Annotated in this window: 23 protein-coding genes and 3 tRNA genes; 9 read left to right on the forward strand and 17 right to left on the reverse strand. The window is 70.0% G+C overall.

Annotated elements, in window-relative coordinates:
* Positions 1–5 precede the first annotated feature (5 nt).
* A complete protein-coding gene (locus CES90_RS35540; RefSeq protein WP_208921481.1) occupies positions 6–224 on the forward strand; it encodes a hypothetical protein in 219 nt (72 codons plus the stop codon).
* A gap of 57 nt (positions 225–281) precedes the next feature.
* Here the strand turns inward: CES90_RS35540 and CES90_RS35545 are convergent, their stop codons facing one another.
* Genes CES90_RS35545 through CES90_RS35555 form a run of 3 tightly spaced genes read right to left on the reverse strand, consistent with a single transcriptional unit; the run spans position 282 to position 1,884 of the window.
* Complete coding sequence (locus CES90_RS35545; protein ID WP_189781288.1) at positions 282–1,136, reverse strand: helix-turn-helix domain-containing protein; 855 nt, start codon at positions 1,134–1,136, stop codon at positions 282–284.
* 6 nt (positions 1,137–1,142) lie between these two features.
* Complete coding sequence (locus CES90_RS35550) at positions 1,143–1,658, reverse strand: DUF6879 family protein (protein ID WP_189781289.1); 516 nt, start codon at positions 1,656–1,658, stop codon at positions 1,143–1,145.
* On the reverse strand, positions 1,633–1,884 hold the full coding sequence (locus CES90_RS35555; RefSeq protein ID WP_189781290.1) for a hypothetical protein: 252 nt from the start codon (positions 1,882–1,884) through the stop codon (positions 1,633–1,635). Before CES90_RS35555 ends, CES90_RS35550 begins: the two co-directional genes overlap by 26 nt.
* 304 nt (positions 1,885–2,188) lie before the next feature.
* Here CES90_RS35555 and CES90_RS35560 point away from each other — a divergent pair, with 304 nt between their 5' ends.
* Positions 2,189–2,389 (forward strand): hypothetical protein, encoded by a 201-nt coding sequence (locus CES90_RS35560; protein WP_189781291.1) that lies wholly within the window; start codon positions 2,189–2,191, stop codon positions 2,387–2,389.
* 748 nt (positions 2,390–3,137) lie between these two features.
* Here CES90_RS35560 and CES90_RS35565 read toward each other — a convergent pair.
* The 3 genes from CES90_RS35565 to CES90_RS35575 form a co-directional block, all read right to left on the reverse strand.
* Positions 3,138–3,211 (reverse strand) — tRNA-Ile (locus CES90_RS35565).
* 200 nt (positions 3,212–3,411) lie between these two features.
* Positions 3,412–3,484 (reverse strand) — tRNA-Asn (locus CES90_RS35570).
* Positions 3,485–3,489: 5 nt separating this feature from the next.
* Positions 3,490–3,562, reverse strand: a tRNA-Asn gene (locus tag CES90_RS35575).
* A 187-nt stretch (positions 3,563–3,749) separates the two neighbouring features.
* On the opposite strand from CES90_RS35575, the gene CES90_RS35580 reads away from it, so the two are divergent.
* The 4 genes from CES90_RS35580 (at position 3,750) to CES90_RS35595 (ending at position 9,393) form a co-directional block, all read left to right on the forward strand.
* Positions 3,750–4,055, forward strand: coding sequence for a YtxH domain-containing protein (locus tag CES90_RS35580; RefSeq protein WP_189781292.1), 306 nt, complete (start codon positions 3,750–3,752; stop codon positions 4,053–4,055).
* 66 nt (positions 4,056–4,121) lie between these two features.
* Entirely contained in the window at positions 4,122–5,576 is a 1,455-nt protein-coding gene (locus CES90_RS35585; RefSeq protein WP_189781293.1) for an FGGY family carbohydrate kinase, read from the forward strand.
* Positions 5,577–5,722: 146 nt separating this feature from the next.
* Positions 5,723–7,456, forward strand: a complete 1,734-nt coding sequence (locus tag CES90_RS35590) for an ABC transporter ATP-binding protein (RefSeq protein WP_189781294.1) — start codon at positions 5,723–5,725, stop codon at positions 7,454–7,456.
* Positions 7,456–9,393: an ABC transporter ATP-binding protein gene (locus CES90_RS35595; protein WP_189781295.1), complete on the forward strand. Its 1,938-nt coding sequence runs from the start codon at positions 7,456–7,458 to the stop codon at positions 9,391–9,393. Before CES90_RS35590 ends, CES90_RS35595 begins: the two co-directional genes overlap by 1 nt.
* A gap of 213 nt (positions 9,394–9,606) precedes the next feature.
* Here CES90_RS35595 and CES90_RS35600 read toward each other — a convergent pair whose 3' ends face one another.
* Positions 9,607–10,926, reverse strand: a complete 1,320-nt coding sequence (locus CES90_RS35600; RefSeq protein ID WP_189781296.1) for an RNA polymerase sigma factor — start codon at positions 10,924–10,926, stop codon at positions 9,607–9,609.
* A 156-nt stretch (positions 10,927–11,082) separates the two neighbouring features.
* Here CES90_RS35600 and CES90_RS35605 point away from each other — a divergent pair, with 156 nt between their 5' ends.
* Positions 11,083–11,487 carry a hypothetical protein gene (locus CES90_RS35605; protein ID WP_189781297.1) on the forward strand — a complete coding sequence of 135 codons (405 nt, stop codon included), beginning with the start codon at positions 11,083–11,085 and terminating at the stop codon, positions 11,485–11,487.
* Positions 11,488–11,512: 25 nt separating this feature from the next.
* Here CES90_RS35605 and dnaG read toward each other — a convergent pair whose 3' ends face one another.
* The 4 genes from dnaG to CES90_RS35625 all read right to left on the reverse strand — a co-directional run bounded on the left by dnaG (position 11,513) and on the right by CES90_RS35625 (position 17,148).
* A complete protein-coding gene (gene dnaG, locus CES90_RS35610) occupies positions 11,513–13,414 on the reverse strand; it encodes a DNA primase (protein ID WP_189781298.1) in 1,902 nt (633 codons plus the stop codon).
* 29 nt (positions 13,415–13,443) lie between these two features.
* Entirely contained in the window at positions 13,444–14,715 is a 1,272-nt protein-coding gene (locus CES90_RS35615) for an NAD(P)/FAD-dependent oxidoreductase (RefSeq protein ID WP_189781299.1), read from the reverse strand.
* A 164-nt stretch (positions 14,716–14,879) separates the two neighbouring features.
* A complete protein-coding gene (locus CES90_RS35620) occupies positions 14,880–16,154 on the reverse strand; it encodes a deoxyguanosinetriphosphate triphosphohydrolase (RefSeq protein ID WP_189781300.1) in 1,275 nt (424 codons plus the stop codon).
* Positions 16,155–16,359: 205 nt separating this feature from the next.
* Positions 16,360–17,148 carry a sirohydrochlorin chelatase gene (locus CES90_RS35625; protein ID WP_189781301.1) on the reverse strand — a complete coding sequence of 263 codons (789 nt, stop codon included), beginning with the start codon at positions 17,146–17,148 and terminating at the stop codon, positions 16,360–16,362.
* Between the two features lie 327 nt (positions 17,149–17,475).
* Here CES90_RS35625 and CES90_RS35630 point away from each other — a divergent pair, with 327 nt between their 5' ends.
* On the forward strand, positions 17,476–18,087 hold the full coding sequence (locus tag CES90_RS35630; protein WP_229913659.1) for a SanA/YdcF family protein: 612 nt from the start codon (positions 17,476–17,478) through the stop codon (positions 18,085–18,087).
* Between the two features lie 23 nt (positions 18,088–18,110).
* On the opposite strand, the gene CES90_RS35635 is transcribed toward CES90_RS35630, so the two are convergent.
* Positions 18,111–18,605 (reverse strand): hypothetical protein, encoded by a 495-nt coding sequence (locus CES90_RS35635; protein ID WP_229913641.1) that lies wholly within the window; start codon positions 18,603–18,605, stop codon positions 18,111–18,113.
* A gap of 316 nt (positions 18,606–18,921) precedes the next feature.
* On the opposite strand from CES90_RS35635, the gene CES90_RS35640 reads away from it, so the two are divergent.
* Complete coding sequence (locus CES90_RS35640; protein WP_189781304.1) at positions 18,922–21,021, forward strand: molybdopterin oxidoreductase family protein; 2,100 nt, start codon at positions 18,922–18,924, stop codon at positions 21,019–21,021.
* Positions 21,022–21,213: 192 nt separating this feature from the next.
* On the opposite strand, the gene CES90_RS35645 is transcribed toward CES90_RS35640, so the two are convergent.
* The 5 genes from CES90_RS35645 to CES90_RS35665 form a co-directional block, all read right to left on the reverse strand.
* A complete protein-coding gene (locus tag CES90_RS35645; protein WP_189781305.1) occupies positions 21,214–21,618 on the reverse strand; it encodes a gamma-glutamylcyclotransferase family protein in 405 nt (134 codons plus the stop codon).
* A 496-nt stretch (positions 21,619–22,114) separates the two neighbouring features.
* On the reverse strand, positions 22,115–22,978 hold the full coding sequence (locus CES90_RS35650) for an LLM class flavin-dependent oxidoreductase (RefSeq protein WP_189781306.1): 864 nt from the start codon (positions 22,976–22,978) through the stop codon (positions 22,115–22,117).
* Positions 22,979–23,189: 211 nt separating this feature from the next.
* Entirely contained in the window at positions 23,190–23,945 is a 756-nt protein-coding gene (locus tag CES90_RS35655; protein WP_189781307.1) for a TIGR03943 family putative permease subunit, read from the reverse strand.
* On the reverse strand, positions 23,942–25,027 hold the full coding sequence (locus CES90_RS35660) for a permease (RefSeq protein WP_189781308.1): 1,086 nt from the start codon (positions 25,025–25,027) through the stop codon (positions 23,942–23,944). Before CES90_RS35660 ends, CES90_RS35655 begins: the two co-directional genes overlap by 4 nt.
* 148 nt (positions 25,028–25,175) lie before the next feature.
* Positions 25,176–25,589 carry an SsgA family sporulation/cell division regulator gene (locus tag CES90_RS35665; RefSeq protein WP_189781516.1) on the reverse strand — a complete coding sequence of 138 codons (414 nt, stop codon included), beginning with the start codon at positions 25,587–25,589 and terminating at the stop codon, positions 25,176–25,178.
* Positions 25,590–25,661 lie beyond the last annotated feature (72 nt).

A 25,661-nucleotide genomic window follows, 5' to 3' on the forward strand; every position in this document is an offset into this window, starting at 1 on the left:
CGACCGTGGGGGCACCAGGACCGTCCGGGCCCCAGGGCGAGCCCGGAGAGGACGGGAAGAACGGGCAGACCTGCCCGGACGGCTACAGCCTCCAGGCGCCGGCCGACGATCCCGATGCGCTGGTCTGCCGACGGGACGGCGCCCCGCCACCCGACGAACCCGGCAACAGCGACGGCAACGGCCCGCTCGCGGCCCTCGGCCCCACGCGCCGCCTGTACATATGACGACGCCCCCTGCACGGTCCATGCGGCCGTGCAGGGGGCGTTTCGTCATGCCCGGGATCAGTTCAGCGCCTCGATGGCCTTCAGGATCAGAGCACGGGCGTCGGCCCCATACACGGCGAGGTCGGTGAGCCGGGCGAACGCACGCAGGTAGATGTCCAGTTCGCCAGGAGCCGTTACGGTCACCTTCGCGGCAAGGAGCTCCACATGGATGCGCGCGTCGTCGAAGACCGTGAACTGCTCCAGAGGCCACATGATCTGTTCCCTGGATGCAGCAGCCGGGATGATCCCCAGGGACATCGACGGCAGCGCCATGACGGCGAGGAGATGCCCGAGTTGGCCGGCCATCACCTCCGCGTCGCCGACACAGTGGTGCAGCACGTTCTCCTCGACGAGCGTGGCGAACCGGTGGTCACCTTCGTGGACGACACGGGAGCGACGCACCCGCGCCTCCACGGCTTCGCTCACGTCGTCGGGAGTACCTCGGAAACCCGCGATGGTCCCCATGAGGGCCCTCGCGTAGCCGGGCGTCTGCAGATAGCCGGGGATCACGTGGGAGGCGTACACGCGGAAGAGGCGGGTGCGCTCGTACAGGGGCGTGGATGTCTCCTGCAGCTGGCGCATGCCGGTGCGCTGGAGCCGCTTCCACTGGACGTACATGGAGTCGGCCTGCCGGTTCGCCGCGATCAGGTCCGCCGCCTGGGCCTCCGCTCCGCAGGCCTGGCACCAGGCCCTGATGTCCTTGTCGGAGGGCGGCGTGTGCGCGTTCTCGATCCGGGACGACTTGGCGACGGACCAGCCGCAACGCACGGCCAGTTCCTTGCCGGTGATGCCCGCGTCCAGGCGCAGCTCCCGCAGACGTGCCGCGAGAGCTGCGCGCGCTTCCTGCACGCTGGACGTGGGGAAAGAGGGCATCGCTGGCTACTTGATCTCGTACTCGTCGTGGGGGATGGCCCGTTCCCAGATCTTCTCGAACGCGGCCGCGTGCATCTCCACCAGGGCCGGGTCGTCGCACAGTTCCTTGGCGATCCAGTCGCCGTCACCGGAGAAGTGGTGAACGCGCATCAGGCGTCCGTCGAACACCCAGAAGTCGCTGCCCGGCAGCAACAGATCCCATGCCCGGCTCCGGGGCAGCCATCGCACCCGTTCGCCCGCCTCGACATTGGCATGGGTCTGGTAGTGCTCCCACCTGATGTAGTCGGTGACCGGCTCGGACACGATCCGGGCACGCCGCACGGCCACGCCGCGGGCGACAGCATCCGCGATCTGCTGGTGGAACGGACGCCACCAGGACGCTCGGTCATCCCAGTCGACGCGCTCTCCTCGCTGCCAGCCCTCGAAGCGGGGGTTGGTGTAGTAGGCGTCCCGCATCTCCAGGTGGACCGCCGACTTTTCGGTGCTGGCGAGGAGTTCAGCGAACTCCGGGATCGAGCTCATCGCACGCCTTCCTGATGATCGGGATCATGCGGGCCGGGATCCTGATGACCGTTTCGCCGGGCGGGATCGGTGCCCTGGCCGGCGACAGCGAGTCGCACGTGGTGCTCGTCTCCGCGTCGGCCTCGTAGCTCTGGATCAGCAGGTCTGCTGTATCCGTGTCCACCCATACCGTGGGGCATCCGTCCTCGTCCGTGTCGGGGTCGATCCCGACGAAGCGAATGTTCATGAAGGCTGGCCTCTCGCGCTAGTTGGTTGCAGCGATTTACACCACCGTCAGCCTCTCGTGGCGCACGGTCAAGACCGCGTATGGACTGCCACCTCTGTTTTCAACTGGCATGTAATTCCGTGCAACTTCGTGGCGGTCGCGCGGTGGTGGTTCCTAACGTCGGCGGTTACGACAAAGCCCCGGCGAGGTGGCTGCCTCCCGGGGTGTGGCCAACGCTGCTGAGGAGCGCCGACATGTCAATTCCTACCACCCGCCCAACTGAGGCGGCAGAGCCCGCCCTCCAGGCCTGTCCGGAGGGTGCGAGGTGAGCCCCCAGCAGACGGCGTCTGAGCCGCCCATCACACTGCCCGACCCGACGCGACCGCCACGGCCGAAGCCGGGCTGTGACGTGTGCGAGGCCCTCGAGGTGCAGCGCGCCCAGGCGGAGAAGGACGGCGACATCCGCCGCGCCACGATGTTCGAGGTGGAGATGCGCTGCCACCCCAAGCACAAGGCCGCGACATGACCACGACCAAGGATGGCCAGCCCACCAGCTCGTTCGCCTACTGCTCGTGGCATCAGGGCTACACCCGCACCGCGCGCCTGGTACGCCTCCCCGCAGACCAAGGCTCGGGCTCGGGAACACCCGGCCTGTTCGCCTGCACTCCCTGCCGTCACGCATACGACCTCGTGCCCATCTCGGAGCAGCCGTGAGCACAGAACTGTCACCGGAATGCGCGGTCTCACAGCAGCCCGGCTACGAAGACGGGCATCAGCGGTGCACGCAGGTCGACATACCGCTGCCCCACTCGAACGGCATTCTCCTCCAGCGAAGGTGCGAGTGCCCGTGCCACGGCGGCAGGCCCCCGAAGGCCAGGCGACCTGAGGGCGCCCAGACGCCCATACCCCACTGAACTCCCCTGGCGCCGTTTTCTTTCAGGTTTCCGGCGCCGGGGTGAGGCCGCCCTAGGGTGACCCCGGTCCTGCGCGGGGTGGGCGGTCAGGTGACCCGCGCGCCGGCACCCCCGAACGGCCGCGGGTCACCGCACCAAAGACTCCCGCCCGTCCCTGCACCCCGTGAGCTCTGGGGGCGGGCGGGACCAGGCCCCGGCCGGACGCCGATCCCGGCCGGGGCCGCTCCATGTCGTGATCGTCTGCACTTCGGTTGAGCTTCGACTGAGCTAACGATCTTCAGGCATGAAAAAGGCCCCTTCCAACCGGAGGGGCCGACGCGCTTCCGCAGGTGAAAACGTTCCTGCACCGAAGGGCTGAAGTGGGGCGGGTGGGACTCGAACCCACGGCCGACGGATTATGAGTCCGCTGCTCTAACCGGCTGAGCTACCGCCCCGTACGGCGTGTCGCGCACATTTGTGCGCGCCGTCTGCCGCAGCATAGCCGCTCATACGATCTCCTGCTTCGGATGGTCGGCCTTCGCATGCGTTCTTGACCTTGAGGACATCGACGCCGCCCCCGCGGTTCCCTGGGCAGGAAGCCGGACGCGGAACCCGGACACGAAAAAGGACCCCTACGGGGTCCTCGTTCAGGCTGCTCCCCCGACTGGACTCGAACCAGTAACCTGCCGGTTAACAGCCGGCTGCTCTGCCAATTGAGCTACGGAGGACCGAGCTCCCCCGACTGGACTCGAACCAGTAACCTGCCGGTTAACAGCCGGCTGCTCTGCCAATTGAGCTACGGAGGAATGCCTCGTTGCATCGAACGTACCCACCTGGGTATTCGCCAGGGGGCGTGCGCTCGCTGCGACACATACATTAGCGCAAGCAGGGGGGTGCTCCGCCAATCGGTATCCCCGTGCCCGGCGCCCCTGCAGGGCGGCGCGAGAGACCGACGCAGACGCAACTACGCAGACGCAAGGAAGGGTGGCCGCCATGCGCTATCGGCTCACATTCGTCGCCGGAGTGGCCTTGGGTTACGTACTGGGCACACGAGCCGGGCGCGAACGTTACGAGCAGCTGAAGAAGTCCGCCCGGCAGTTCGCCCAGAACCCCGCCGTGCGCAACACCGCCGAATCGGCCGCCCAGCAGGGGCGCGAGATCGCCGGCAAGGCGTACCACGTGGTCAGCGAGAAGGTCGGGGACCGGGTGCCCGAGTCGGTGGCGGAACGGGTCCGCTCCCTGCGCGAACGCAACGCGAACGGCTCCGCCGGAGATGACTGGGGGACCAGCGATACATAAGGGCCGCATCGCGCCAGGCAGACCAGCGGGCGGCTCCACCCCTTCCCGTGCGGCAGAATTTCTGCCATGGGGATAGTCGCCGGGCTGGATAGTTCGCCCGATTTTACGCGCATTGTCGTCTGTGACTCGGACACAGGGGCCGTGCTCAGGCAGGGGTATGCCCCGCACCCGTTGGAGTCGGCCGAGGGCGGGGGGCGCCCCTCGGACGTCGATCCGCAGGCGTGGCTGCTGTCCCTGGGGGAGGCGGCCACCGGCGGGCTGCTCGAAGGTGTGCAGGCGATCGGGGTGTCGTCGCAGCAGAACGGGCTGATCGCGCTGGACGCGCAGGGCAACACCGTGCGTCCGGCGATGGTCGGCGGTGACAAGCGGGCGCAGGTCGCGGCGGCCGACCTCGTCGACGCGCTCGGCGGGCGGGGCGCCTGGGCGGAGGCCGTGGGGTGCGTGCCGGGGGCCGCGCAGCCGGTGACCAAGCTGCGTTGGATGAGCCGTACGGAGCCGGATGCCGCGATGCGGACGGCTGTGCTCATGCAGGCCCACGACTGGTTGGTCTGGCAGTTGCTCGGGCGGCCGGTCCGGCGGACCACCGACCGGGGCGGCGCCTCGGGGACCGGGTACTGGTGCGCGGCGACCGGGCAGTACCGGACCGACCTTGTCGAGATGGCGCTCGGGCATCAGGTCATGCTTCCCGAGGTGCTCGGGCCCTCGGACGCCGCCGGTACGACCCCGGAGGGGCTCCTCATCTCCGCCGGGACCGGGGAGACCATGGCCGCCGCGTTCGGGCTCGGCATCGGGCTCGGGGACGCGGTGGTGTCGCTGGGGGCCTCCGGGTCCGTCATGGCCGTCCATACCGAGGCGCTCATCGACTCCACCGGCATGATCACGTCGCTGGCCGACGCCACGGGGATGCATCTGCCGGTCGTCACCACACTGAACGCCGTACGGACGCTGCGGGGGGCCGCCGAGATGCTGGGCGTGCCCGATCTGGAGGGGCTGTCCGACCTGGCGATGAAGTCGACGCCGGGGTCGCACGGGCTGGTGATGCTGCCGTATCTGGAGGGTGAGCGGACGCCGAATCTGCCGCACACGGCGGGGACGCTGGCCGGGCTGCGGCGGGAGTCCATGAAGCCGGAGCACTTCGCGCGGGCCGCGTTCGAGGGGATGCTGTGCGGTCTCGCGGACGCGCTGGACGTGCTGCGGGGGCGAGGCGTGGACGTACGGCGGATCTTCCTGCTCGGTGCGGCGGCGGAGTTGCCCGCGGTGCAGGCCGCGGCGCCGGCGTTGTTCGGGGTGCAGGTCGTCGTGCCGCAGCCGGCGGATTACGCGGCCGTGGGGGCTGCCCGGCAGGCGGCGTGGGCGCTCGGGGTGACGCAGGGGACGCTTGATCCCCGTACGCCGCCGATGTGGCCGGGGGCGGCCGCGCAGGTGTTGGAGCCGGGGGACGAGCTGGCCGTGGGGCAGGCGGTTCGGCAGCAGTACGTGTCGGTTCGTGAGCAGACTCACCCCGGGGCGTTTCGCACCTGATCTCTCCTGTCGGCCCTGATCGCCTTCGCCGGTGCGGCACCATGCCTTCACCGATGGGTTAATTCGGTTGAGGTAACGCGGGTGGAGTGTTCGACGATGGGGGGTGGTGCATCCCGTCCCCGTTGTCGACCTCCGAGAGAGCTCGCGTGCTCATACGACTGCTGAGAAGTCATCTCCGTCCGTACCGGAAACCCATCGTTCTGCTGGTGCTGCTGCAGTTCGTGCAGACGTGCGCCACGCTCTATCTGCCCACGCTGAACGCGGACATCATCGATCAGGGTGTGGTGAAGGGGGACACGGGCTACATCCTGACCTTCGGGGCGATCATGATCGGCGTCTCGTTGGTGCAGGTCGTCTGCAACGTCGGGGCCGTGTACTACGGCGCCCGTACGGCGGCCGCGGTCGGCCGGGACGTGCGGGCGGCGGTGTTCGACCGGGTGCAGTCGTTCTCGGCGCGTGAGGTGGGCCACTTCGGGGCGCCGTCGCTGATCACGCGGACGACGAACGATGTGCAGCAGGTCCAGATGCTGGTGCTGATGACGTTCACGCTGGTGGTGTCGGCGCCGATCATGTGTGTGGGCGGCATCGTGCTGGCGCTCGGGCTGGATGTGCCGTTGTCGGGGGTGCTCCTCGCCGTTGTACCGGTGCTCGGCATCGCCGTCAGCCTCATCGTGCGCCGGTTGCGCCCCCTGTTCCGCACGATGCAGGAGCGGCTCGACACCGTGAACCGGGTGCTGCGCGAGCAGATCACCGGCAACCGGGTCATCCGGGCCTTCGTGAAGGACGACTACGAGAAGGACCGATTCCGGAAGGCGAACGCCGACCTCACCGAGGTGTCATTGGGGACCGGGCGGATGCTGGCGCTGATGTTCCCGATCGTGATGACGGTCATCAACTTCTCGTCGATCGCGGTGGTGTGGTTCGGCGCCCATCGGATCGACAGCGGCGGGATGGAGATCGGCGCGCTCACCGCGTTCCTCGCCTATCTGATGCAGATCGTCATGGCCGTGATGATGGCCACCTTCATGTTCATGATGATGCCGCGCGCCGAGGTGTGCGCCGAGCGCATCCAGGAGGTGCTCGACACCGAGACCAGTGTCGTACCGCCGGCCGAGCCCGTACGGGAGCTGCGGCGGCGCGGGTTCCTGGAGATCCGGGGGGCCGGGTTCCGCTACCCGGGTGCCGAGGAGCCCGTGCTCAAGTCGATCGACGTCGTGGCGCGGCCGGGTGAGACGACCGCCGTCATCGGGTCCACGGGCAGCGGAAAGTCGACGCTGCTCGGGCTGGTACCCCGGCTGTTCGACGTCACCGAGGGCGAGGTCCTCGTGGACGGTGTCGACGTACGCCGGATCGAACCGCGACTGCTGGCCGGCGCGGTCGGGCTCGTACCGCAGAAGCCGTACCTCTTCTCGGGGACCGTGGCGACGAACCTGCGGTACGGCAGTCCGGACGCCACCGACGAGGAGTTGTGGCACGCGTTGGAGGTGGCGCAGGCGAAGGAGTTCGTCGAGCGGCTGGACGGCGGACTCGACGCCCCGATCGCGCAGGGCGGTACGAATGTGTCCGGTGGGCAGCGGCAGCGGCTCGCCATCGCTCGGACGCTGGTGCAGCGGCCGGGGATCTATCTGTTCGACGACTCCTTCTCCGCGCTCGACTACGCGACCGACGCGGCCCTGCGCGCCGCGCTGGGGCGGGAGACCGCCGAGGCGACCGTCGTGATCGTCGCCCAGCGGGTGGCGACCATCCGGGACGCCGACCGGATCGTCGTCCTCGACGAGGGCCGGGTCGTCGGCACCGGGCGCCACCACGAGCTGATGGCCGACAACGAGACCTACCGGGAGATCGTGCTCTCCCAGCTCACGGAAGCGGAGGCAGCCTGATGGCCGGGCCGTTGGCACGGATGGCGGGAGCCCGAGGCGGCCCCGATCAGCACTCCATGGACTTCAAGAGGTCCGGGAAACGGCTGCTCGCGCAGTTCGGGCCGGAGCGGTTCACCATGTACGCGATGGTCGTGTGCGCGGTGTGCAGCGTCGGCCTCTCGGTGCTGGGGCCGTGGATCCTCGGCAAGGCGACCGACCTGGTGTTCGCGGGGGTCGTCGGGCGGGAGATGCCGGCCGGGCAGACCAAGGCCGAGGTGCTCGAAGGCCTGCGGGAGCGTGGGGACGGCGGGGTGGCCGACATGCTCTCCGGCACCGACTTCACCCCCGGCGAGGGCATCGACTTCGGGGCCGTCGGCGGCGTACTACTGGTTGCCCTCGGCATCTTCCTGGTCGCCGGGCTGCTGATGGCGGCGGCCACCCGGCTCTCCAACCGGGCCATCAACCGGACCATGTGCCGGATGCGCGAGGAACTCCAGGCGAAGCTGTCGCGGCTGCCGTTGTCGTACTTCGACCGGCGGCAGCGGGGTGAGGTGCTGAGCCGGGCGACGAACGACATCGACAACATCGGCCAGACCTTGCAGCAGTCGATGGGGCAGCTCATCAACTCGCTCCTCACGATCATCGGTGTGCTGGTGATGATGTTCTGGGTGTCGCCGCTGCTGGCGCTGGTCGCGCTCGTCACTGTGCCGGTGTCGTTCCTGGTGGCCACCCGGGTGGGCAAACGGTCGCAGCCGCACTTCGTCGCACAGTGGCGGACCACCGGGAAGCTCAACGCCCATATCGAGGAGATGTACACCGGGCACACGCTCGTGAAGGTGTTCGGGCGGCAGGAGGAGTCGGCGCGGCAGTTCGCGGAGGAGAACGAGCGGCTGTACGAGGCCGGGTTCAAGGCCCAGTTCAACAGCGGGATCATGCAGCCGCTGATGTTCTTCGTGTCGAACATCAACTATGTGCTGGTGGCCGTGGTGGGTGGACTGCGGGTCGCGTCCGGCGCCCTGTCCATCGGTGACGTGCAGGCCTTCATCCAGTACTCGCGGCAGTTCTCGATGCCGCTGACGCAGGTCGCGTCGATGGCCAACCTCGTACAGTCGGGGGTCGCCTCCGCCGAGCGGGTCTTCGAGGTGCTCGACGCGGAGGAGCAGGAGGCCGACGCCGTGCCCGGGGTGCGGCCGGAGGAGCTGCGGGGGCGGGTGGCCCTGGAGGGCGTGTCCTTCCGGTACGAGGCAGACAAGCCGCTGATCGAGGACCTCTCGCTGGCTGTCGAGCCGGGGCACACGGTGGCGATCGTGGGGCCGACGGGGGCCGGGAAGACCACGTTGGTGAACCTGTTGATGCGGTTCTACGAAGTCACCGGTGGGCGGATCACCCTGGACGGGGTCGACATCGCGTCCATGTCACGGGACGAGCTTCGGGACGGGATCGGGATGGTGCTTCAGGACACCTGGCTGTTCGGGGGGACCATCGCGGAGAACATCGCGTACGGGGCGTCCGCCGCGCGGAAGGTCACGCGGGGGGAGGTCGAGGAGGCGGCTCGGGCCGCGCACGCGGATCGGTTCATCCGGACGTTGCCGGACGGGTACGACACCGTGATCGACGACGAGGGGACGGGGGTCAGTGCCGGGGAGAAGCAGCTGATCACCATCGCTCGGGCGTTTCTGTCGGATCCGGTGATTCTTGTGCTGGACGAGGCGACCTCGTCGGTCGACACCCGTACGGAGGTGTTGATTCAGAAGGCGATGGCGAAGCTTGCGCATGGGCGGACGTCGTTCGTGATCGCGCATCGGTTGTCGACGATTCGGGACGCGGACGCGATTCTGGTGATGGAGAACGGTTCGATCGTCGAGCAGGGGGCCCATGGGGACCTGTTGGCGGCGGACGGGGCGTACGCGCGGTTGTACAAGGCGCAGTTCGCGGAGGCGGTTGCGGAGGTGGACTGAGGGGGGTGGGGCGTGCGTGGGGTTTTCCCGCCCCCGCCGCCCCTACCCGTCCCATCCCCCCGGGGGCGCTGCCCCTTCGACCCCGATGTGCGGGTGGGTGGGGGCTGGTCGCGCCCACGCGGCGGAGCCGCACATCGACACAGCCCCGCGCCCCTGAAAAGCAGGGGCTGCGCCCGTGCTTTTCAGGGGCCACACACCACCCGCGGCCGCACCTCAGTCCAGGTAGCCCCTTAGTTGGTCTGCGAAGGCGTGGTCCCTGAGCTTGTTCAGGGTCTTGGATTCGATCTGCCTTATGCGTTCCCTCGTGACGCCGAAGATGCGGCCTATCTCCTCCAGGGTGCGCGGGCGGCCGTCCGCCAAGCCGTAGCGCAGCTGGACCACCTTGCGTTCGCGCTCGCCCAGGGTCGAGAGGACCGCTTCCAGGTGTTCGCGAAGCAACAGGAACGCGGCCGATTCGACGGGGCTCGTGGCGTCGCCGTCCTCGATCAGGTCGCCGAGGGCTACGTCGTCCTCCTCGCCCACCGGGGCATGGAGCGAGACGGGTTCCTGGGCGAGGCGTAGGACCTCGCTGACGCGTGCGGGGAGGAGGTCGAGGTGGGCTGCCACTTCCTCCGGGGTGGGTTCGTAGCCGCGTTCCTGGAGCATGCGGCGTTGGACGCGGACCACGCGGTTGATCAACTCGACCACGTGGACGGGGACGCGGATCGTGCGGGCCTGGTCGGCCAGGGCGCGGGACATGGCCTGGCGGATCCACCAGGTCGCGTAGGTCGAGAACTTGTAGCCACGGGCGTAGTCGAACTTCTCGACGGCCCGGATGAGGCCCAGGTTGCCCTCCTGGACCAGGTCCAGCATGGTCAGGCCACGGCCGACGTAACGCTTCGCCACCGAGACGACGAGCCGCAGGTTCGCCTCGATGAGGCGGCGCTTGGCCATGCGGCCCATGACGACCAGTTTGTCGAGGTCGAGGGCGAGTTGGGTGTCGAGGTCGGTGGCGTTGCCGAGTTTCTCCTCGGCGAACAGGCCGGCCTCGACGCGGCGGGCGAGCTCCACTTCCTCCGCCGCCGTCAGGAGCGGGATGCGGCCGATCTCGCGGAGATACTGGCGGAACAGGTCGGATGACGGGCCGCTGGTGTCCGGGCGGCTGCGCGGCAGTTCCACGGGCTCGGGGGGATCGGCCGCCGCTATGGCCTCCACCACGGCGGCCGGCGGCTCCTCGAGGCCCGGCGGGGCCTCCGGCGCCGCCTCGGGGTGGTGCGCGACGCGGCTCTGGGCGGGCACCGCGGTGATCACGTCGGTCTCCTCGTCCGGCTCCGCGCCGTCGGTACTGATGGCTGTGCTGATGTCGTTCTGTATGAGGGTCTGGGTCTGCACGGGGGCGACCTCCAGGAATGTCGCTGCTGAGGCGTACGGCAGCGGTACGTCTGGGATGGCGCGGGCGGCCTCGCCGCCGTCCATCCCGTACTCATCGAGCGGAACCGCGGGGATCTCGGACCCGTGGGGGACGGGTCGGCCGCGCTCCGAGGACTCAGGCACCGGAACCCAGTGTGGAGTACGACACACAGCCGCCACGAGGGGCGTGCGGTGACTTTTTGCGTCCGGTCCGTGACCGGTCGGTTACTCGGATCGTTTGACCATCGGACTGACGTGCGGGGACACTGATTCCCGCTGACTTGGGGCAGGATGAAAGACATGGGCGAGATCGAGGAGCTGCGGCGGCGTCTTGAGGCGCTGGAGGCGCAGGTGCACGACGTGGTGGAGCAGCAGGCCATCATCCGACACCTTGCCGTGAGCTCCGACCGGGACGTGGCTGCGCTGCAGGAGCAGCGGCGGGCCGACCGGCAGCTGTTCCATGCCTTGCGTGAGACGCAGCTGGAGCACGGAAAGACCCTGCGCGAGCACAGCGAACTGCTGGGCGTTCTCGTCAAGGGCCAGATCGAGCACGGCAAAATCCTCGCCGAGCACACAAAGGTGCTGGGCGAGCACAGCAAGACGCTGGGCGAGCACAGCACCATGTTGCGGTCCCTGGCGGCTGGGCAGGCCGCGATTCTGGATCACCTCGGCATCACGCCGCCCGAGCAGCCTCAGGAAGGCTAGGGCCGGACGCTCCGCGCGGAAGCGTTCACAACGCCTCCGCGCCCCGCTCCCGCAGCGCCTGGTCGTACTGCTGCAACACCCACAGCTCGTTCTGTACGGCGGCCAGGGCGGCCGGGTCGCCCTGGGCGCTGGCGCGGGCGAGGCTGCTCTGGACGTCGCGTACGCGGCGTTCCACGGCGCGGCGGCGGACGGTGACCAACTGGGCGCCCGCGTAGACCTCGTCGACCGTCTTGCGCATGATCGCCTCGACCGCCAGCTCGGTCACCATGGCCCGCACCGCGTCGTCCGGCGCGGCCTCGCGGACCCGGATCAGATACTCCTGCGGGTCCTCCGCGCCGTACTCGACGCCGCCCGCCTCGATGATCGTCTGGCGTACGGCCGCGTAGGGCTCGGCGGTGAACTCGTCGACCCCGTACGCGTCGAACGCCGGGGCCACCAACTCGGGTCGCTGGAGGGCGAGTTTGAGGAGTTCGCGCTCGGTGGCGTAGACGGGGTTGCGGAGGTTGAGGGCGGGGCCGGAGGGGCGGCGGGGCGTGGACTCGTACGGCTGGGCGGTGCGCTGCGGGGCCGGGGCGGGGCCCTTGCCGCCGCGGTCGCGGGCCCAGCGGGCCAGTTGGGCGACGCGCTTGACGACGAACTGGGTGTCGAGGATGCCGAGCATGCCGGCGAGTTGCACGGCGACCTCGTGCTGGGCGCCGCTGTTCTTGATGCGGGCCACGACGGGCGCGGCCTCGTCGAGGGCGGCCGCCCGGCCCGCCGGGGTCTCCAGGTCGTAGCGGGCGACGATCTGGCGGAGCGCGAACTCGAAGAGCGGGGTGCGGGGTTCGACCAGGTCCGCCACCGCCTCGTCGCCCTTGGCCAGCCGCAGGTCGCAGGGGTCCATGCCGTCCGGCGCGATCGCGATGTACGTCTCGGCGGCGAACTTCTGGTCGTCCTCGAAGGCGCGCAGGGCCGCCTTCTGCCCGGCCGCGTCGCCGTCGAAGGTGAAGATCACGCGGGCCGAGCCGTTGTCCATCAGCAGTCGGCGGAGGATCTTGATGTGGTCGCCGCCGAAGGCCGTACCGCAGGTGGCGATGGCCGTCGTCACCCCGGCGAGGTGGCAGGCCATCACGTCCGTGTAGCCCTCGACCACGACGGCGCGGCTGGTCTTGGCGATGTGCTGCTTGGCGAGGTCGATGCCGTACAGGACCTGGGACTTCTTGTAGAGCGCCGTGTCGGGGGTGTTCAGGTACTTGGGCCCGTTGTCCGCCTCGTACAGCTTGCGGGCGCCGAAGCCGACGACGTCCCCCGCGATGTCGCGGATCGGCCACATCAGCCGGCCCCGGAAGCGGTCGATGGGGCCTCGGCGGCCCTCCTGCGCCAGCCCCGAGAGGAGCAGCTCCTTGTCGGCGAAGCCTTTGCCGCGGAGGTAGCGGGTGAGGTGGTCCCAGCCCTGGGGGCTGTAGCCGACGCCGAAGTGGACGGCGGCGGCCTGGTCGAAGCCGCGCTCGGCGAGGAACATCCGGCCCGTGTCGGCCTCGGGGCTGACCGCCAGCTGCTCCGCGTACCACTCGGCGGCGATCTTGTGTGCCTCGACCAGCCGGATCCGCTCACCGCGCTGGTGGGAGGGGTTGTAACCGCCCTCCTCGTAGCGAAGGGTGATCCCGGCCTGGGCGGCCAGGCGCTCCACCGCCTCCGAGAAGGACAGGTGGTCGACCTTCATCACGAACGTGATGGTGTCGCCGCCCTCCTGGCAGCCGAAGCAGTGGAAGAACCCCTTGCTGGGACTGACCTGGAAGGAGGGCGACTTCTCGTCATGGAACGGGCAGAGCCCCTTGAGGTTGCCCCCGCCCGCGCTCCGCAGCTGGAGGTACTCGGACACCACGGCGTCGATCGGGACCGCGTCCCGTACCGCCTTCACGTCCTCGTCGTTGATCCGTCCTGCCACGGGGTGATTCTACGGTGGCCCACTGACAGCTATGAGGTGCCCAGAAGGCTCTCCAACGCCACCTGAGGGTTCGAGAGCGCCTCGACATCCACGCGCGCCCGGGAGCGGATCAGCTTCTGGATCGTCTCCGTGACGTCCCACACATTCACGTTCATCCCGGCCAGCACCCTCCCCTCCCGCACCCAGAACGCGATGAACTCCCGCTTCCCCGCGTCCCCCCGGATCACCACTTGGTCGTACGAACCGGGGGGCGCCCAGCCCGAGTACTCCATCCCCATGTCGTACTGGTCGGAGAAGAAGTACGGCACACGGTCGTATCTGACGTCCTGCCCGAGCATGGAGCGGGCGGCCGCCGGGCCGCCGTTGAGCGCGTTGGCCCAGTGCTCGACGCGCAGCCGGGTGTCGAAGAGGGCGTGCGGGAAGGAGACGACGTCACCGGCCGCGTAGATGGAGGGGTCGGACGTACGGAGCCGGGCGTCCACCACGATGCCGCCGCCGTGCGCGCGGTCGGCGATCTCCAGGCCGGAGGCCTCCGCGAGGCCGACCCGCGGAGCCGCGCCGATGGCCGCGAGGACGTCGTGCGCCGGGTGCTCCTCCCCCGTGTCCGTACGGGCCGCCAGCACCATGCCGTCCTGGCCGACGATCTCCGTGAGCTTCGCGCCGAAGACGAAGCGGACCCCGTGCTCGCGGTGGAGTTCGGCGAAGAGGTTGCCGAGCTCGGGGCCGAGCACGCCGTGCAGCGGGGTCGGCTCCGGCTCCACGACAGTCACTTCCGCCCCGTACTCGCGGGCCGCCGCCGCGACCTCCAGGCCGATCCAGCCGGCGCCCGCGATGACGATGTGGCCGTTGTCGCGGCCGAGGGCGGCGAGGACGCCCTTGAGGCGCTCGGCGTGGGCCAGGCGGCGCAGGTGGTGGACACCGGCGAGGCCGGTGCCGGGGATGTCGAGGCGGCGCGGTTCCGCGCCGGTCGCGAGCAGCAGCTTGTCGTAGTGGACGAGGGTGCCGTCGTCGCCGAAGCGGACGGTCTTCGCCGTGCGGTCGATCGCGTCGACGGTCTGGCCGAGGTGCAGCTCGATGTCGTTGCGCGCGTACCAGGAGGGCTCGTGGACGAAGACGCTGTCGCGTTCCTCCTTGCCGAGCAGATAGCCCTTGGAGAGCGGCGGGCGCTCGTACGGGTGGTCGCGTTCGTCGCAGATCAGTATCACGCGGCCGCTGAAGCCCTCCGCTCGGAGCGTCTCCGCCGCCTTCGCGCCGGCGAGACCACCTCCGACGATGACGAATGTCTGATCCGCGTCGACCACTTGATGCCTCCTCTTAAGGTTGCCGCCACATGCGAGCGTCCCGCACACAGCGTGATGCGGGAAGAGGGAGTGACCCGATCAGGCCACGGAGGTCACATTTGTTTCATACTGGTCTTTTTGTTTCACACCGGCCTCGTCAGTCGTGCGTTCACCGTTCATGCCCGTCAGCCGCGTCTCGTCAGTCTCGCGTGGAGTGAGCGGGCCGAGGTGTCGGTGAGGGAGGCGATCTGGTCGACGATCACCCGCTTGCGGGCGCGGTCGTCCGGGGCCTCCTCGAACAGCGCGCGGAACTGCGGTTCGAGGCCTTCCGGGGCGCGGGCGGTGAGCGCCCCGGCCAGTTCGGCGACGACGATCCGCTGGTCGGCGCGGAGCCGCTCCTGCTCGGCGCGCTGCATCACATACCGGTCGGCGACGGCCTTGAGGACCGCGCACTCCAGCCGGGCCCCGCGCGGGACGACCAGTTCGGCGGCGTACCGGGTGAGGCGTCCCGTGCCGTACGTCTGCCGGGTCGCGCCCTCGGCGGCCAGGCAGAAGCGGCCGATGAGCTGGCTGGTGGCGTCCTTCAACCGGGCCTGGGCGACGGCCGTTCCGTCGTAGCCGTGCGGCCACCACTCCTGGTCGAGGAGGCGGTCGAGGGCCTCGGCGAGTTCGGCGGGGTCGGTGTCGGCGGGCACGTACCGGCCGCGGGCCACCCCGAACACCGCCTGCCGTTCGGGCTCCGCGTGCAGCAGGTTGGGGGTGATGTGGCCCGCGTGCAGGCCGTCCTCGACGTCGTGCACCGAGTACGCCACGTCGTCGGACCAGTCCATGACCTGGGCCTCGAAGGTCGTACGGGTGCCGGGGGCGTCCTTGCGGACCCAGTCGAAGACGGGGCGGTCGTCGTCGTAGACGCCGAACTTGGGGGACGCGGGGTCGGTGGGGTGGCCGCCGCGGGGCCAGGGGTACTTGGTGGCGGCGTCCAGGGTGGCTCGGGTGAGGTTGAGGCCGACCGAGCCTTCCAGGGTGAACCGTTTGGGTTCGATTCGGGTGAGGAGCCTCAGGGACTGGGCGTTGCCCTCGAAGCCGCCGCAGTCCTCGGCGAATTCGTTGAGGGCGACCTCGCCGTTGTGGCCGAACGGGGGGTGGCCGAGGTCGTGGGAGAGGCAGGCGGCTTCGACGAGGTCGGGGTCACAGCCGAGGGCCGCGCCCAGCTCTCGGCCGACCTGGGCGCACTCCAGGGAGTGGGTGAGACGGGTGCGGGGGGTGGCGTCCCATGCGGGGTCGCTGCGCTCGCCTGGCGGGACGACCTGGGTCTTGCCGGCCAGCCTTCTGAGCGCGGCGGAGTGCAGGATGCGGGCACGGTCGCGTTGGAAGGCGGTGCGGCCTGGGCGTTTGTCGGGCTCGTAGGCCCAACGTTCTGCTGAGGAGGGGTCGTAGCCGGGGGGTGCGGTGCCTTCCATGATTCGACAGTACGGGGAGGTGGTGACAAATGGTGCCTACCCGTCTGCCGGGTTCTGATTTTGGGCGGGTGCGGGTTCGTTGTGGCTAGTCGCTCCCCCCAGTCTCGGCTTCGCTCGACCGGGGGGACCCCCATCGCGGCGGAGCCGCATATGAGTACAGCCCCGCGCCCCTTAACAGCACGACGTCCCCCTAGTTACCAGCGCCCTATGCCGTTGCCAGCGCTCGTTCCCTCGTCGCTTCCGGGGTTGCCAGTGCCTGGTCGTAGCGGTGCAGGACCAGGCTCGCCATCGCCCGGTGCGTACCCAAGGGGGCCGACGCTATCCAGGGGGCCGCTTCCGCGGACTCCGTGGCGAAGCGGCCGGGGGCCGTGAAGTAGGAGGCCACGGCTGCTCGGGGGCGGCCGGCGGCGGCCAGGGCCTGGAGGGCGTCGGGGACTGTGGGAGCGGCGGTGGTGGCGTAGGCCGGGACCACGGGCACGCCCAGGCGCTCGGCGAGGAGTTGGGCGGTGCGGCCGGTGTCGACCTTCGACTCGGGGTCGCGGGAGCCCGCGGCGGCGAGTACGACGGCGCTGGTGCGGCGGGTGGCGTCGTCCATGGGGGTGCGCCAGCCGGCCTCGACGAGGCGGGCGTGGAGGGCTTCCGCGAGGAGGGGGTGCGGGCCGAGAGGGGCCGCTACTCGGGCGCGTACGCCTGCTTCCGCCGCCATCTCGGGGATGTCCCGTTTGACGTGGTAGCCGCGGCTGAGGAGGAGGGGGACCAGGACGGCCTCGCGGTCGCCGAGGGTGGCGAGGGTGTCGGGGAGCAGGGGCTCGTTCAGCTCGATGTGGCCGAGGCGCACGTCCAGGCCGGGGCGCTGTTCGCGGACGCGGTCCATGAGGGCGCGTACGGTCTCCAGCGCGCGCGGGTCGCGGCTGCCGTGCGCCACCAGGACCAGGGCCTGTGCCGGAGACGGCGTGGGCGGGGCGGGGCGTCGGGTCGCCTTCATGAACAACATGAACAAATGGTGCCGGGGGGAGGTTGCCTGCCCGTTGCACGGGAATGACGGGGGTTTTCCGGGGGTTCACGGTGGACCGCAGGGCTGTGTGAACCGCTGTGACCTGGAGTTTCGGCTCGGCTGAGTGAAACTGGTCACGCTGTGCGATGAACCTGATCACCGCATACGGCGTCTTCGTTGGTCAGAAGGACGGGCGCTGTCGGGTCCGTCGGAAACATCCAGGACACATGGCGGGGCGGGGAGCGGTATGAGGGGGGCAGGCGGGTGAGGCATGTCTTCCGGCTGCCTCGTACGCGGGCGGGGCGGCGGCGGGCCGTGCAAGTGGTCATGTTGCTGTGCGTGCTGGGTCTGCTGCCCGCGACGTGGATGTTCACCGCCGCCGACGGGCGGCTGCGGACGACCGCCGATGTGCCGCGTACCGATGTGGCGATGGTCTTCGGGGCGGGGCTGTGGCGGGGTGAGCCGTCCCCTTATCTCGCGCGGCGGTTGGACGCGGCGGCCGAGCTGTACCGCGAGGGCCGTATAGAGGTGGTGCTGGTCACCGGGGACAACAGTCGCGAGGAGTACGACGAGCCGGACACGATGCGGGCCTATCTCACCGAGCGCGGGGTGCCCGACGGACGGATCGTCAGTGACTACGCGGGCTTCGACACCTGGGACTCCTGCGTCCGGGCCAAGAAGATCTTCGGTGTCGACCGCGCGGTGCTCATCAGCCAGGGGTTCCACATACGCCGGGCGGTCGCGCTGTGCCAGGAGGCGGGCGTCGAGTCGTACGGCGTCGGAGTGCAGGACCGGCACGACGAGACCTGGTACTACGGCGCCACCCGGGAGCTGTTCGCCGCGGGCAAGGCCTCCCTGGACGCCCTGTTCAAGCCGGACCCCCGGTTCCTCGGGCCGGAGGAACCGGGGGTCGAGCGGGCGCTGGCCGCGGCCCGCTGAGGCCTCACGGGGAGGCGGCTGGCCTAGTGGATGTTGCCCCAGGTGCCCCCGTTCACCGGGCAGCTCCAGCTCTTGCCGTTCGGGGTCTTGCCGTACAGGGTGAACTTCGCCTCGTACCTGTTGCTCAGCAGGCGCGTGCTGACCTTGAAGGCGGCGCTCTTGCCCGGCTTCAGGGTCTTGGCGGCGATCTTGACGGTCTGGTCGGTCTTCTGGGTGATCCGGCCGATCGGCCTGGTCGTCACGGTCGCCTTGCCGAAGCGGAGGCTCTTGACGTTCTGCACCTTGAGGCTCACCGAATTGAAGGTCTGCTTCTTGGTGGTGTTCGTGAGACCGAACCTGAGGCCGCCGTTGGTCACCCAGTTGTTCTGGTCCACGTAGAACCTCGTCAGGAAGGTGATCTTGATGCCGCACTTGGTGTCCTGCGTCGAGACGTCCGTCGCGGACGCTCCCCCGGCGAGGCCCAGCTGGGCGGCGGTCAGAGCGCCGGTGGCGCCCAGGACGGCGACGGTGGTGCGCATACGGTTCACAGTGGTGGTCCTCTTCCCCCTACGGCCCTCGCGGGCCCTGCGATTGGGCGTGCGCCACGTCGGGCTCTCGGTTTGACTCCCGTGTCCGTGGCGCCTGTAGTTCTTAGCACGCACGGCCGAACGCAGGACACCGTAAGCGCTTGTGCAAGTGCACTCGGTGACAGAATCGGGACATCGGGAACCCTCCGTTCACCCAGGCCCCGTCCGGCTTCCTCACGCCACCCCGGTCCGCGCCGGGAGGTCCCCGTGCCGGTCGCGTAACGGGGAGCGTCCCGGCGCGTAACACGTCCGACGCACGCTGGGCGGTATGCCGAACTCCGCGACGCCCACCCACTGCCCGTACTGCGCCCTGCAGTGCGGGATGAACCTCACGCCCGGATCAGCGGGTGGCGTCGCGGTCGTCGAGCGCCCGGACTTCCCGGTGAACCGGGGCGCGTTGTGCGGCAAGGGCCGTACGGCGCCCGCGGTGCTGTCGTCGAGCGTTCGCCTGACCACTCCCCTGGTCAGGAAGGCGGGCGTCCTGGAACCCGCCTCCTGGGACGAGGCACTCGACCGGATCGCCGAGGGACTCACCCGCACGCGTACGGAACATGGCCCGGACGCGTGCGGAGTGTTCGGCGGCGGCGGACTCACCAACGAGAAGGCTTACACACTCGGCAAGTTCGCGCGGATCGTGCTCGGCACCTCGCAGATCGATTACAACGGGCGTTTCTGCATGTCCTCGGCGGCGGCCGCCGGGATGAAGGCGTTCGGGCTGGACCGGGGGCTGCCGTTCCCGCTGGAGGACATCCCGAAGACGGGGTGTGTCGTCCTCGTCGGCTCCAACCTCGCGGAGACCATGCCTCCCGCGCTGCGCTATCTCACCGAACTCAAGGACAACGGCGGCACGTTGATCGTCATCGATCCGCGCCGCACCCGTACGGCCGAACAGGCGGATCTGCATCTGGCGCCGCGCCCCGGCACCGATCTCGCCCTCGCGCTGGGCCTGTTGCATGTGATCGTCGCGGAAGGGCGTACGGACGAGGAGTACATCCGGGAGCGTACGAGCGGCTGGGAGGAGGCGCGGGCCGCGGCGATGGCGCACTGGCCGGAGTACGTGGAGCGGATCACGGGAGTGTCCGTTCCCGAACTCCGTGCGGCCGTACGGATGTTCTGCGAGCCGGAGAGCGCGATGGTGCTCACCGCGCGCGGGCCCGAGCAGCAGTCCAAGGGCACCGACACGGTCGGCGCGTGGATCAACCTGACGCTGGCGACGGGCCGCGCCGGGCGCCCGCTGTCCGGGTACGGCTGCCTCACCGGGCAGGGCAACGGGCAGGGCGGGCGCGAGCACGGGCAGAAGGCCGACCAGTTGCCCGGCTACCGCAAGCTGGTCGACCCCGAGGCGCGGCGGCATGTCGCCGAGGTGTGGGGGGTCGATCCGGACAGCCTGCCGGGGCCGGGGCGCAGCGCGTACGAACTGCTGGACGCGCTGGGTACGGACATCAAGTCCCTGCTGCTGATGGGCTCCAACCCGGTGGTGTCGGCGCCGCGTGCCGCGCACATCGAGGACCGGATCAAGTCGCTGGACTTCCTGGCGGTGTGCGATGTCGTGCTGTCGGAGACGGCGGCCCTCGCGGACGTCGTCCTGCCCGTGACCCAGTGGGCGGAGGAGACGGGCACGACGACCAATCTGGAGGGCCGGGTGCTGCTGCGGCGGCGCGCGATCACCGCTCCCGAGGGCGTCCGCAGCGATCTCGAGGTGATGAACGAACTGGCCGCCCGGCTGGGCGTGGAGAAGGGCTTCGCGACCGATCCCGAGGAGGTCTTCGAGGAACTGCGCCGGGCCAGCGCGGGCGGTCCCGCCGACTACTCGGGGATCACCTATCAGCGGCTCGTGGAGGAGAACGGGGTGTTCTGGCCCTGCCCCGCCCCGACGCAGGCTGCCGACCCGGCCGGAGAGGTCCACCCCGGCACCCCGCGGCTCTTCCTCGACCGGTTCGCCACCGAGGACGGCCGGGCCCGGTTCGCGCCCGTGTCGCACCGGGCGGCGGCCGAGGAGCCGGACGAGGAGTATCCGGTGCTGCTGACCACCGGGCGGGTGGTCGCCCAGTACCAGTCGGGCGCGCAGACCAGGCGGGTCGACGAGCTGAACGCCGCCGCGCCCGGCCCGTTCGTGGAGCTGCATCCCCGGCTGGCCGAGCGGCTCGGGGCGGCGGAGGGCGACCCGGTGGCCGTGGTGTCCCGGCGGGGCCGGGCGGTGGCGCCCGCGCGGATCACCACCAGCATCCGCCCCGACACGGTGTTCATGCCGTTCCACTGGCCGGGCGAGGGCCGGGCCAACACCCTGACGAACCCCGCCCTCGACCCCACCTCCCGCATGCCGGAGTTCAAGACGTGCGCGGTGCGGGTGGAGGCGGTGGGCAAGTGACCCGGACCGGATCCGGTCGGCGTGAACCGCCGGATCCGGGCCGACGGGCCGGCAGGGCGGCAGGCCGGCAGGGCGGCAGGCCGGCAGGGCGGCAGGGCTGCAGGGCGGCAGGCGGATCAGGGTTGCCGGAAACCCCGACGGCATGGCCACTACGGCTGACGGTCGCCTGAACCGGCGAGGGCCGCCCCAGGGTCACCGCCCCCGCCAGTCCCCACCCTCAATCAGCTTGCCTCTGGCCCGCAGCCGGGCGGCAACAGCCGGGGCGGCGACATACACCCAGGCCCGTACGACGCTGCCGTCACCAAGGGCCACCGGCCGTTCGACGCGCTCGTAGAGGTTCGCGGGATCGCCGGGCGCGTACTCCTCCAACCGGTCGAGGGCACCGAGGAGTTCGCCGTACGCCTCGGGACGAGCGGTCACCACCTCACCGACCACAACACCACCGGGCTCCTCCACCGCGTACGGGTACCCGGGCCCGTCGTAGAGCACCACACCCCGCATCGTCGCCGGTTCCTCGGAACGGGAGCGGCCACGCAGGAAGAGGTCGTGGTTGGGCTCGCCGGGGCGGAGGGTGCCGTAGACGAAGAAGGGGAGCATGATTCTCCACTCCGGGCTGACGTGCGGACCTTTACGGAAACGATTCTCACCCCTCACACACGCCACCGGAGACACCCTGGACGTCGCATGGACCTCGCCGCGCCATGAGGAGCCCGCAGGCGAGACGGTCTCACCCAGAGCCCGCGCCCGGCTTGGGTTTGCGTCGTACGCTCGATCCATGAGCACTGCCGGGCAGGGTCAAGGAAGCCCACAAGCGTCGCGGGCTGTCCCATCGGGAGTGGCGAACGCGTCGGGCGTATCGCTCTCGACCATCCGGAAGCGTCCTTCGGTGGCTGCCTGGATCGCCTCCCGCATCGGCCACCACATCAACTTGCCTCAGTTGGTCCGATCTTTGCGCAGAAACGAGTCCGGCACCACCTACGAGCGCGTCTGACGGGTGGTGCGGGTATTGGCCGGCGATGCCCGCACACCCGCGGATGTCACCGCGCGGGCCACAACCCCCGTGCCGCAGCCATCCGTCATTTCGTCGGGCCGTCTAGACCACCGGCGGCCCCGCCTCGATGCGGCGCAGTACCGGGAGCAGGCGGTCCAGTTCGGGGCCCGTCTGGAGTTGCCGCTCGTCCCACCAGGTGGCGCCGGCGTCGTGCAGCGGACCGATCACGTCCTTGGCCTTGGCCGCATCCGGGGGTGTGGCACCGCCGAGCACGAGCTCGAAGGGGCGGTCGGCCTCGGCCGAACGGTGCCTGCGTACATAGCCGACGAGATCCCGTACCTCCGCCACATCCGGCACATGCCCATGCCGGGCCGTCTCGAACAGCGGCACCGCGCCGTCCCACCGCGCTGCCCGCCGCATGGGCGGACGCCGCGGCCAGAACCCACCGATCCACACCGGCGGACCAGGCCGCTGCACAGTGGCAGGCAGGAGCGTCACGTCCTGAACCTCGTAGTGCCGGCCGCGGTGGTTCACCGGCTCGCCGGACCAGAAGCGCCTCAACAGCTCCAGCCCCTCATCCAGCCGCTCGGCGAGGACGTGCGGCTCGGCGGCGTCGCCAAAGCTGCGGTATTCGTCCTCGATCGGACCGCCCAGGCCGGCGGCGAAGATCACCCGGCCGTCGCTGAGGTGATCCAGGGTGGCCACTTGGCGGGCGAGTTGCTGCGGACGGTAACGGGGAACCGGCGTCAGTAAGGTGCCCAGTCGGATCCGCGAGGTCGCCAGCGCAGCCGCGGTCAGCGACATCCAAGGATCTCCGAAGGGACGCCCTTGATGCTGCCGGTGCAGTACGTGATCCCAGATGAAGAGCCCGTCCCAGCCGCCCTGTTCAGCAGCAGCCGCCACGGTCGCAACGTTACGGGGGTAGGCGAAGTCACCGAAATTGGGGATGTTGATGGAGAAGCGCATCCCAGCAGGATGCGCAACTGGCCGCGAAGGGGCAATCGGATTCGGTTCCAGACGGCTTCACAACAGGCCACCGACAGGCGCAGGACTACACGCGCTCCCTCGGAATCCCGAACCGCAGCTGGACCGGCAGGACTGGCCACCGGACTCCGCATCCCAAGCGGAGCGGAAGTCGCCGGTGCCACTCCTGGCAGCGCCCTGACGGCCGGCGACGTCACGAGCCCGGCAGCGGAAGGGCGTCCTTGTAGCCGTTGGTCGGGCGGGGGACCTCTTTGATGGCGTGGACGTCGAGGGCGGCTTCGGCGGAGTTGGTGCCGAGGGTGCCGGTGGGGTGCCAGGTGCCGGTGAGGGTGACCCAGGTGTCGGCGGGTGGGGGTGGGGTGCCGTGGACGCGGACCTTCACGAACTGGGCGTCCGCGGCACAGCAGCTGAAGATCGTGCGGGTCAGGTACCAGCCGTCGCCGCTCTGGTCGTCGGGGGTGGCGTAACCGGTCAGCTGGATCTCGCGGCCCTCGATCGCCTGTTCGCGGTCCTGCTGTACGCGCTTGGTGAAGTCGGTGAGGGTCATCGGGAGCGGTGACGTCTTGGGGAGCGGCTCGAAGTCGTCCTGGTCCGTGACCGCCACGACCTTGGGCGCCTCGCGGGAGGCGGTGTACGCGCCGATGGCCGGTGGGGCGTAGACGAGGAGGCTCAGGGCGGGGAGGAAGAGGAGCCACGCCACGTGGGGTGGGGTGGAGTGGTCGTGGCCGTGGCCGCCGTCGTCGCTGTGGGTGTCGTCGGACTCTGGTTTCGGGTTCCAGCACGACCATGCCTCCGCCGCCGCCAGTACCAGCAGCACCGCGCCGGACGCGATCAGTACCGGGCGCATGCCCTCCTTGACGTAGCGGAGGTAGAGGTCGGTGAGGAGGGTGGCGTGGAGGAGGCCGAGGCCGCTGAGGAGGAGGAGCAGTGCTTGGAGGGGACGTTTCACAGCAGTACGGCTCCGATCAGGACGCTGCTCAGGACGGCGACGACGGCGGTGGCGGCGGAGAAGCGGAGGGCGAAGGCCCGGCCGAAGGTGCCCGTCTGGAGGGCGATCAGCTTCAGGTCGACCATCGGGCCGACGACCATGAACGTCAGCCGCGCGAGGGGGGAGAAGCCGGTCAGGGAGGCGGCGACGAACGCGTCCGCCTCGGAGCAGACCGAGAGGAGGATCGCGAGCGCGGCGAGGAACAGTACCGACAGCCAGGGCGAGTCGGCGACCGTGTCGAGGAGGGAGCGCGGGACCGCCACGTTGAAGGTGGCGGCCGCCATGGCGCCGACGACGAGGAAGCCGCCCGCGTGCAGGAAGTCGTGCTGGAAGCCGAGCCGGAACTCCGTCCAGCGGCTGTGGCCGGGGCGGTGCCCGGTGTGGCGTACGGGGTTGGGCTTGAGCCATTCCTCGCGCCCGAGCCAGAGCCACAGCCAGCCCATCGCGGCGGCCGCGACGAGCGAGGCGAGCAGCCTGGCCAGCACCATGGCGGGGCTGTCGGGGAAGGCGACGGCCGTCGCGGTCAGGACGATCGGGTTGACGGCCGGGGCCGAGAGGAGGAACGCGAAGGCGGCGGCCGGGTTGACTCCTCGGCGTATCAGGCTGTTCGCGACCGGTACGGACGCGCACTCGCAGCCCGGCAGGACGACCCCGGCCGCGCCCGCGACCGGTACGGCCAGCGCGGGCTTCTTCGGCAGCACGCTGTTGAACACCCTGGCCGGCACGAACGCGTTGATGGCGCCGGACAGGGCCGTACCGAGCAACAGGAACGGCAGCGCCTGCACGGTGATGGAGAGGCAGACCGTCCGCCAGGCGTCGATGGCGGGGTTGTCCGTCCCCCGGCCGACGAGGTAGAGCACCACGCCGGGGACGACGGCCGCGCCGAGGAGCAGCAGGGGCCAGTGGCGGGGCCAGTCGCGTATGGGGGCCTCGTCGGTATCGGCCTCGGCCTCGACGCCGATCGCCACAGGGGCCGACGCGACGACCGTCTCCCTCTCCGCCACTGCCCCCACCTTCCCCGCCGGTCGATGCGCCTTCCGCATCCCGGCCCTCCCACCGAACTCAAGGATCTCAAGGATCTCAAGAGTCCCGGCGGGCCCCACGAGGTATCGACGGGCCCGACGATCTCGACGCCGAATGTCGGACGATCGTTGATCGAACATAGCGGTCGAAGGCACCGCGTCTCATCCTTCACACCCCACCGAGGAGCGATTCCAGGCCCTCGTCGAGGATCGGTGCCAAGTCCTCGCCGCCAGCCGCGACGACGGCGTAGGAGCGGCGCAGGAAGCGGCGGAGGGCGGCCGTTTCGAAGTGGATCATCGCCAGGCCGTGCGGGGAGTGGAGTTCGACGACCGTGCGGGCCCATCCGCAGGGCCAGATATGGACGTCACCTATCCCGGCGGGGCCGCTCAGCCCCTCCTCCAACAGGGCGCGGGCGAACGTCCACGTCACGCTCCCGCCGTCCAGCGAGGCGCCGCCGGGGAAGTCGATGTGCACGGCGTAGGGGTCGGCGGCGGTGTAGCGCAGCGTGCTGCGGACCGAGACCTGCTGGTGGCCGGAGGCGATGAGGCGGGCACGGGCGGGCTGCGCGAGGGCGGTGTCCATGTTGTCCATGTGAAGTTCTCCGAGTGCGGTTGAGCAGGTGGCCAGTTGCCCCCGACACCCTTCTCGACCTCG

The organism is Streptomyces capitiformicae, from assembly GCF_002214185.1.
Lineage (GTDB): Bacteria > Actinomycetota > Actinomycetes > Streptomycetales > Streptomycetaceae > Streptomyces > Streptomyces capitiformicae.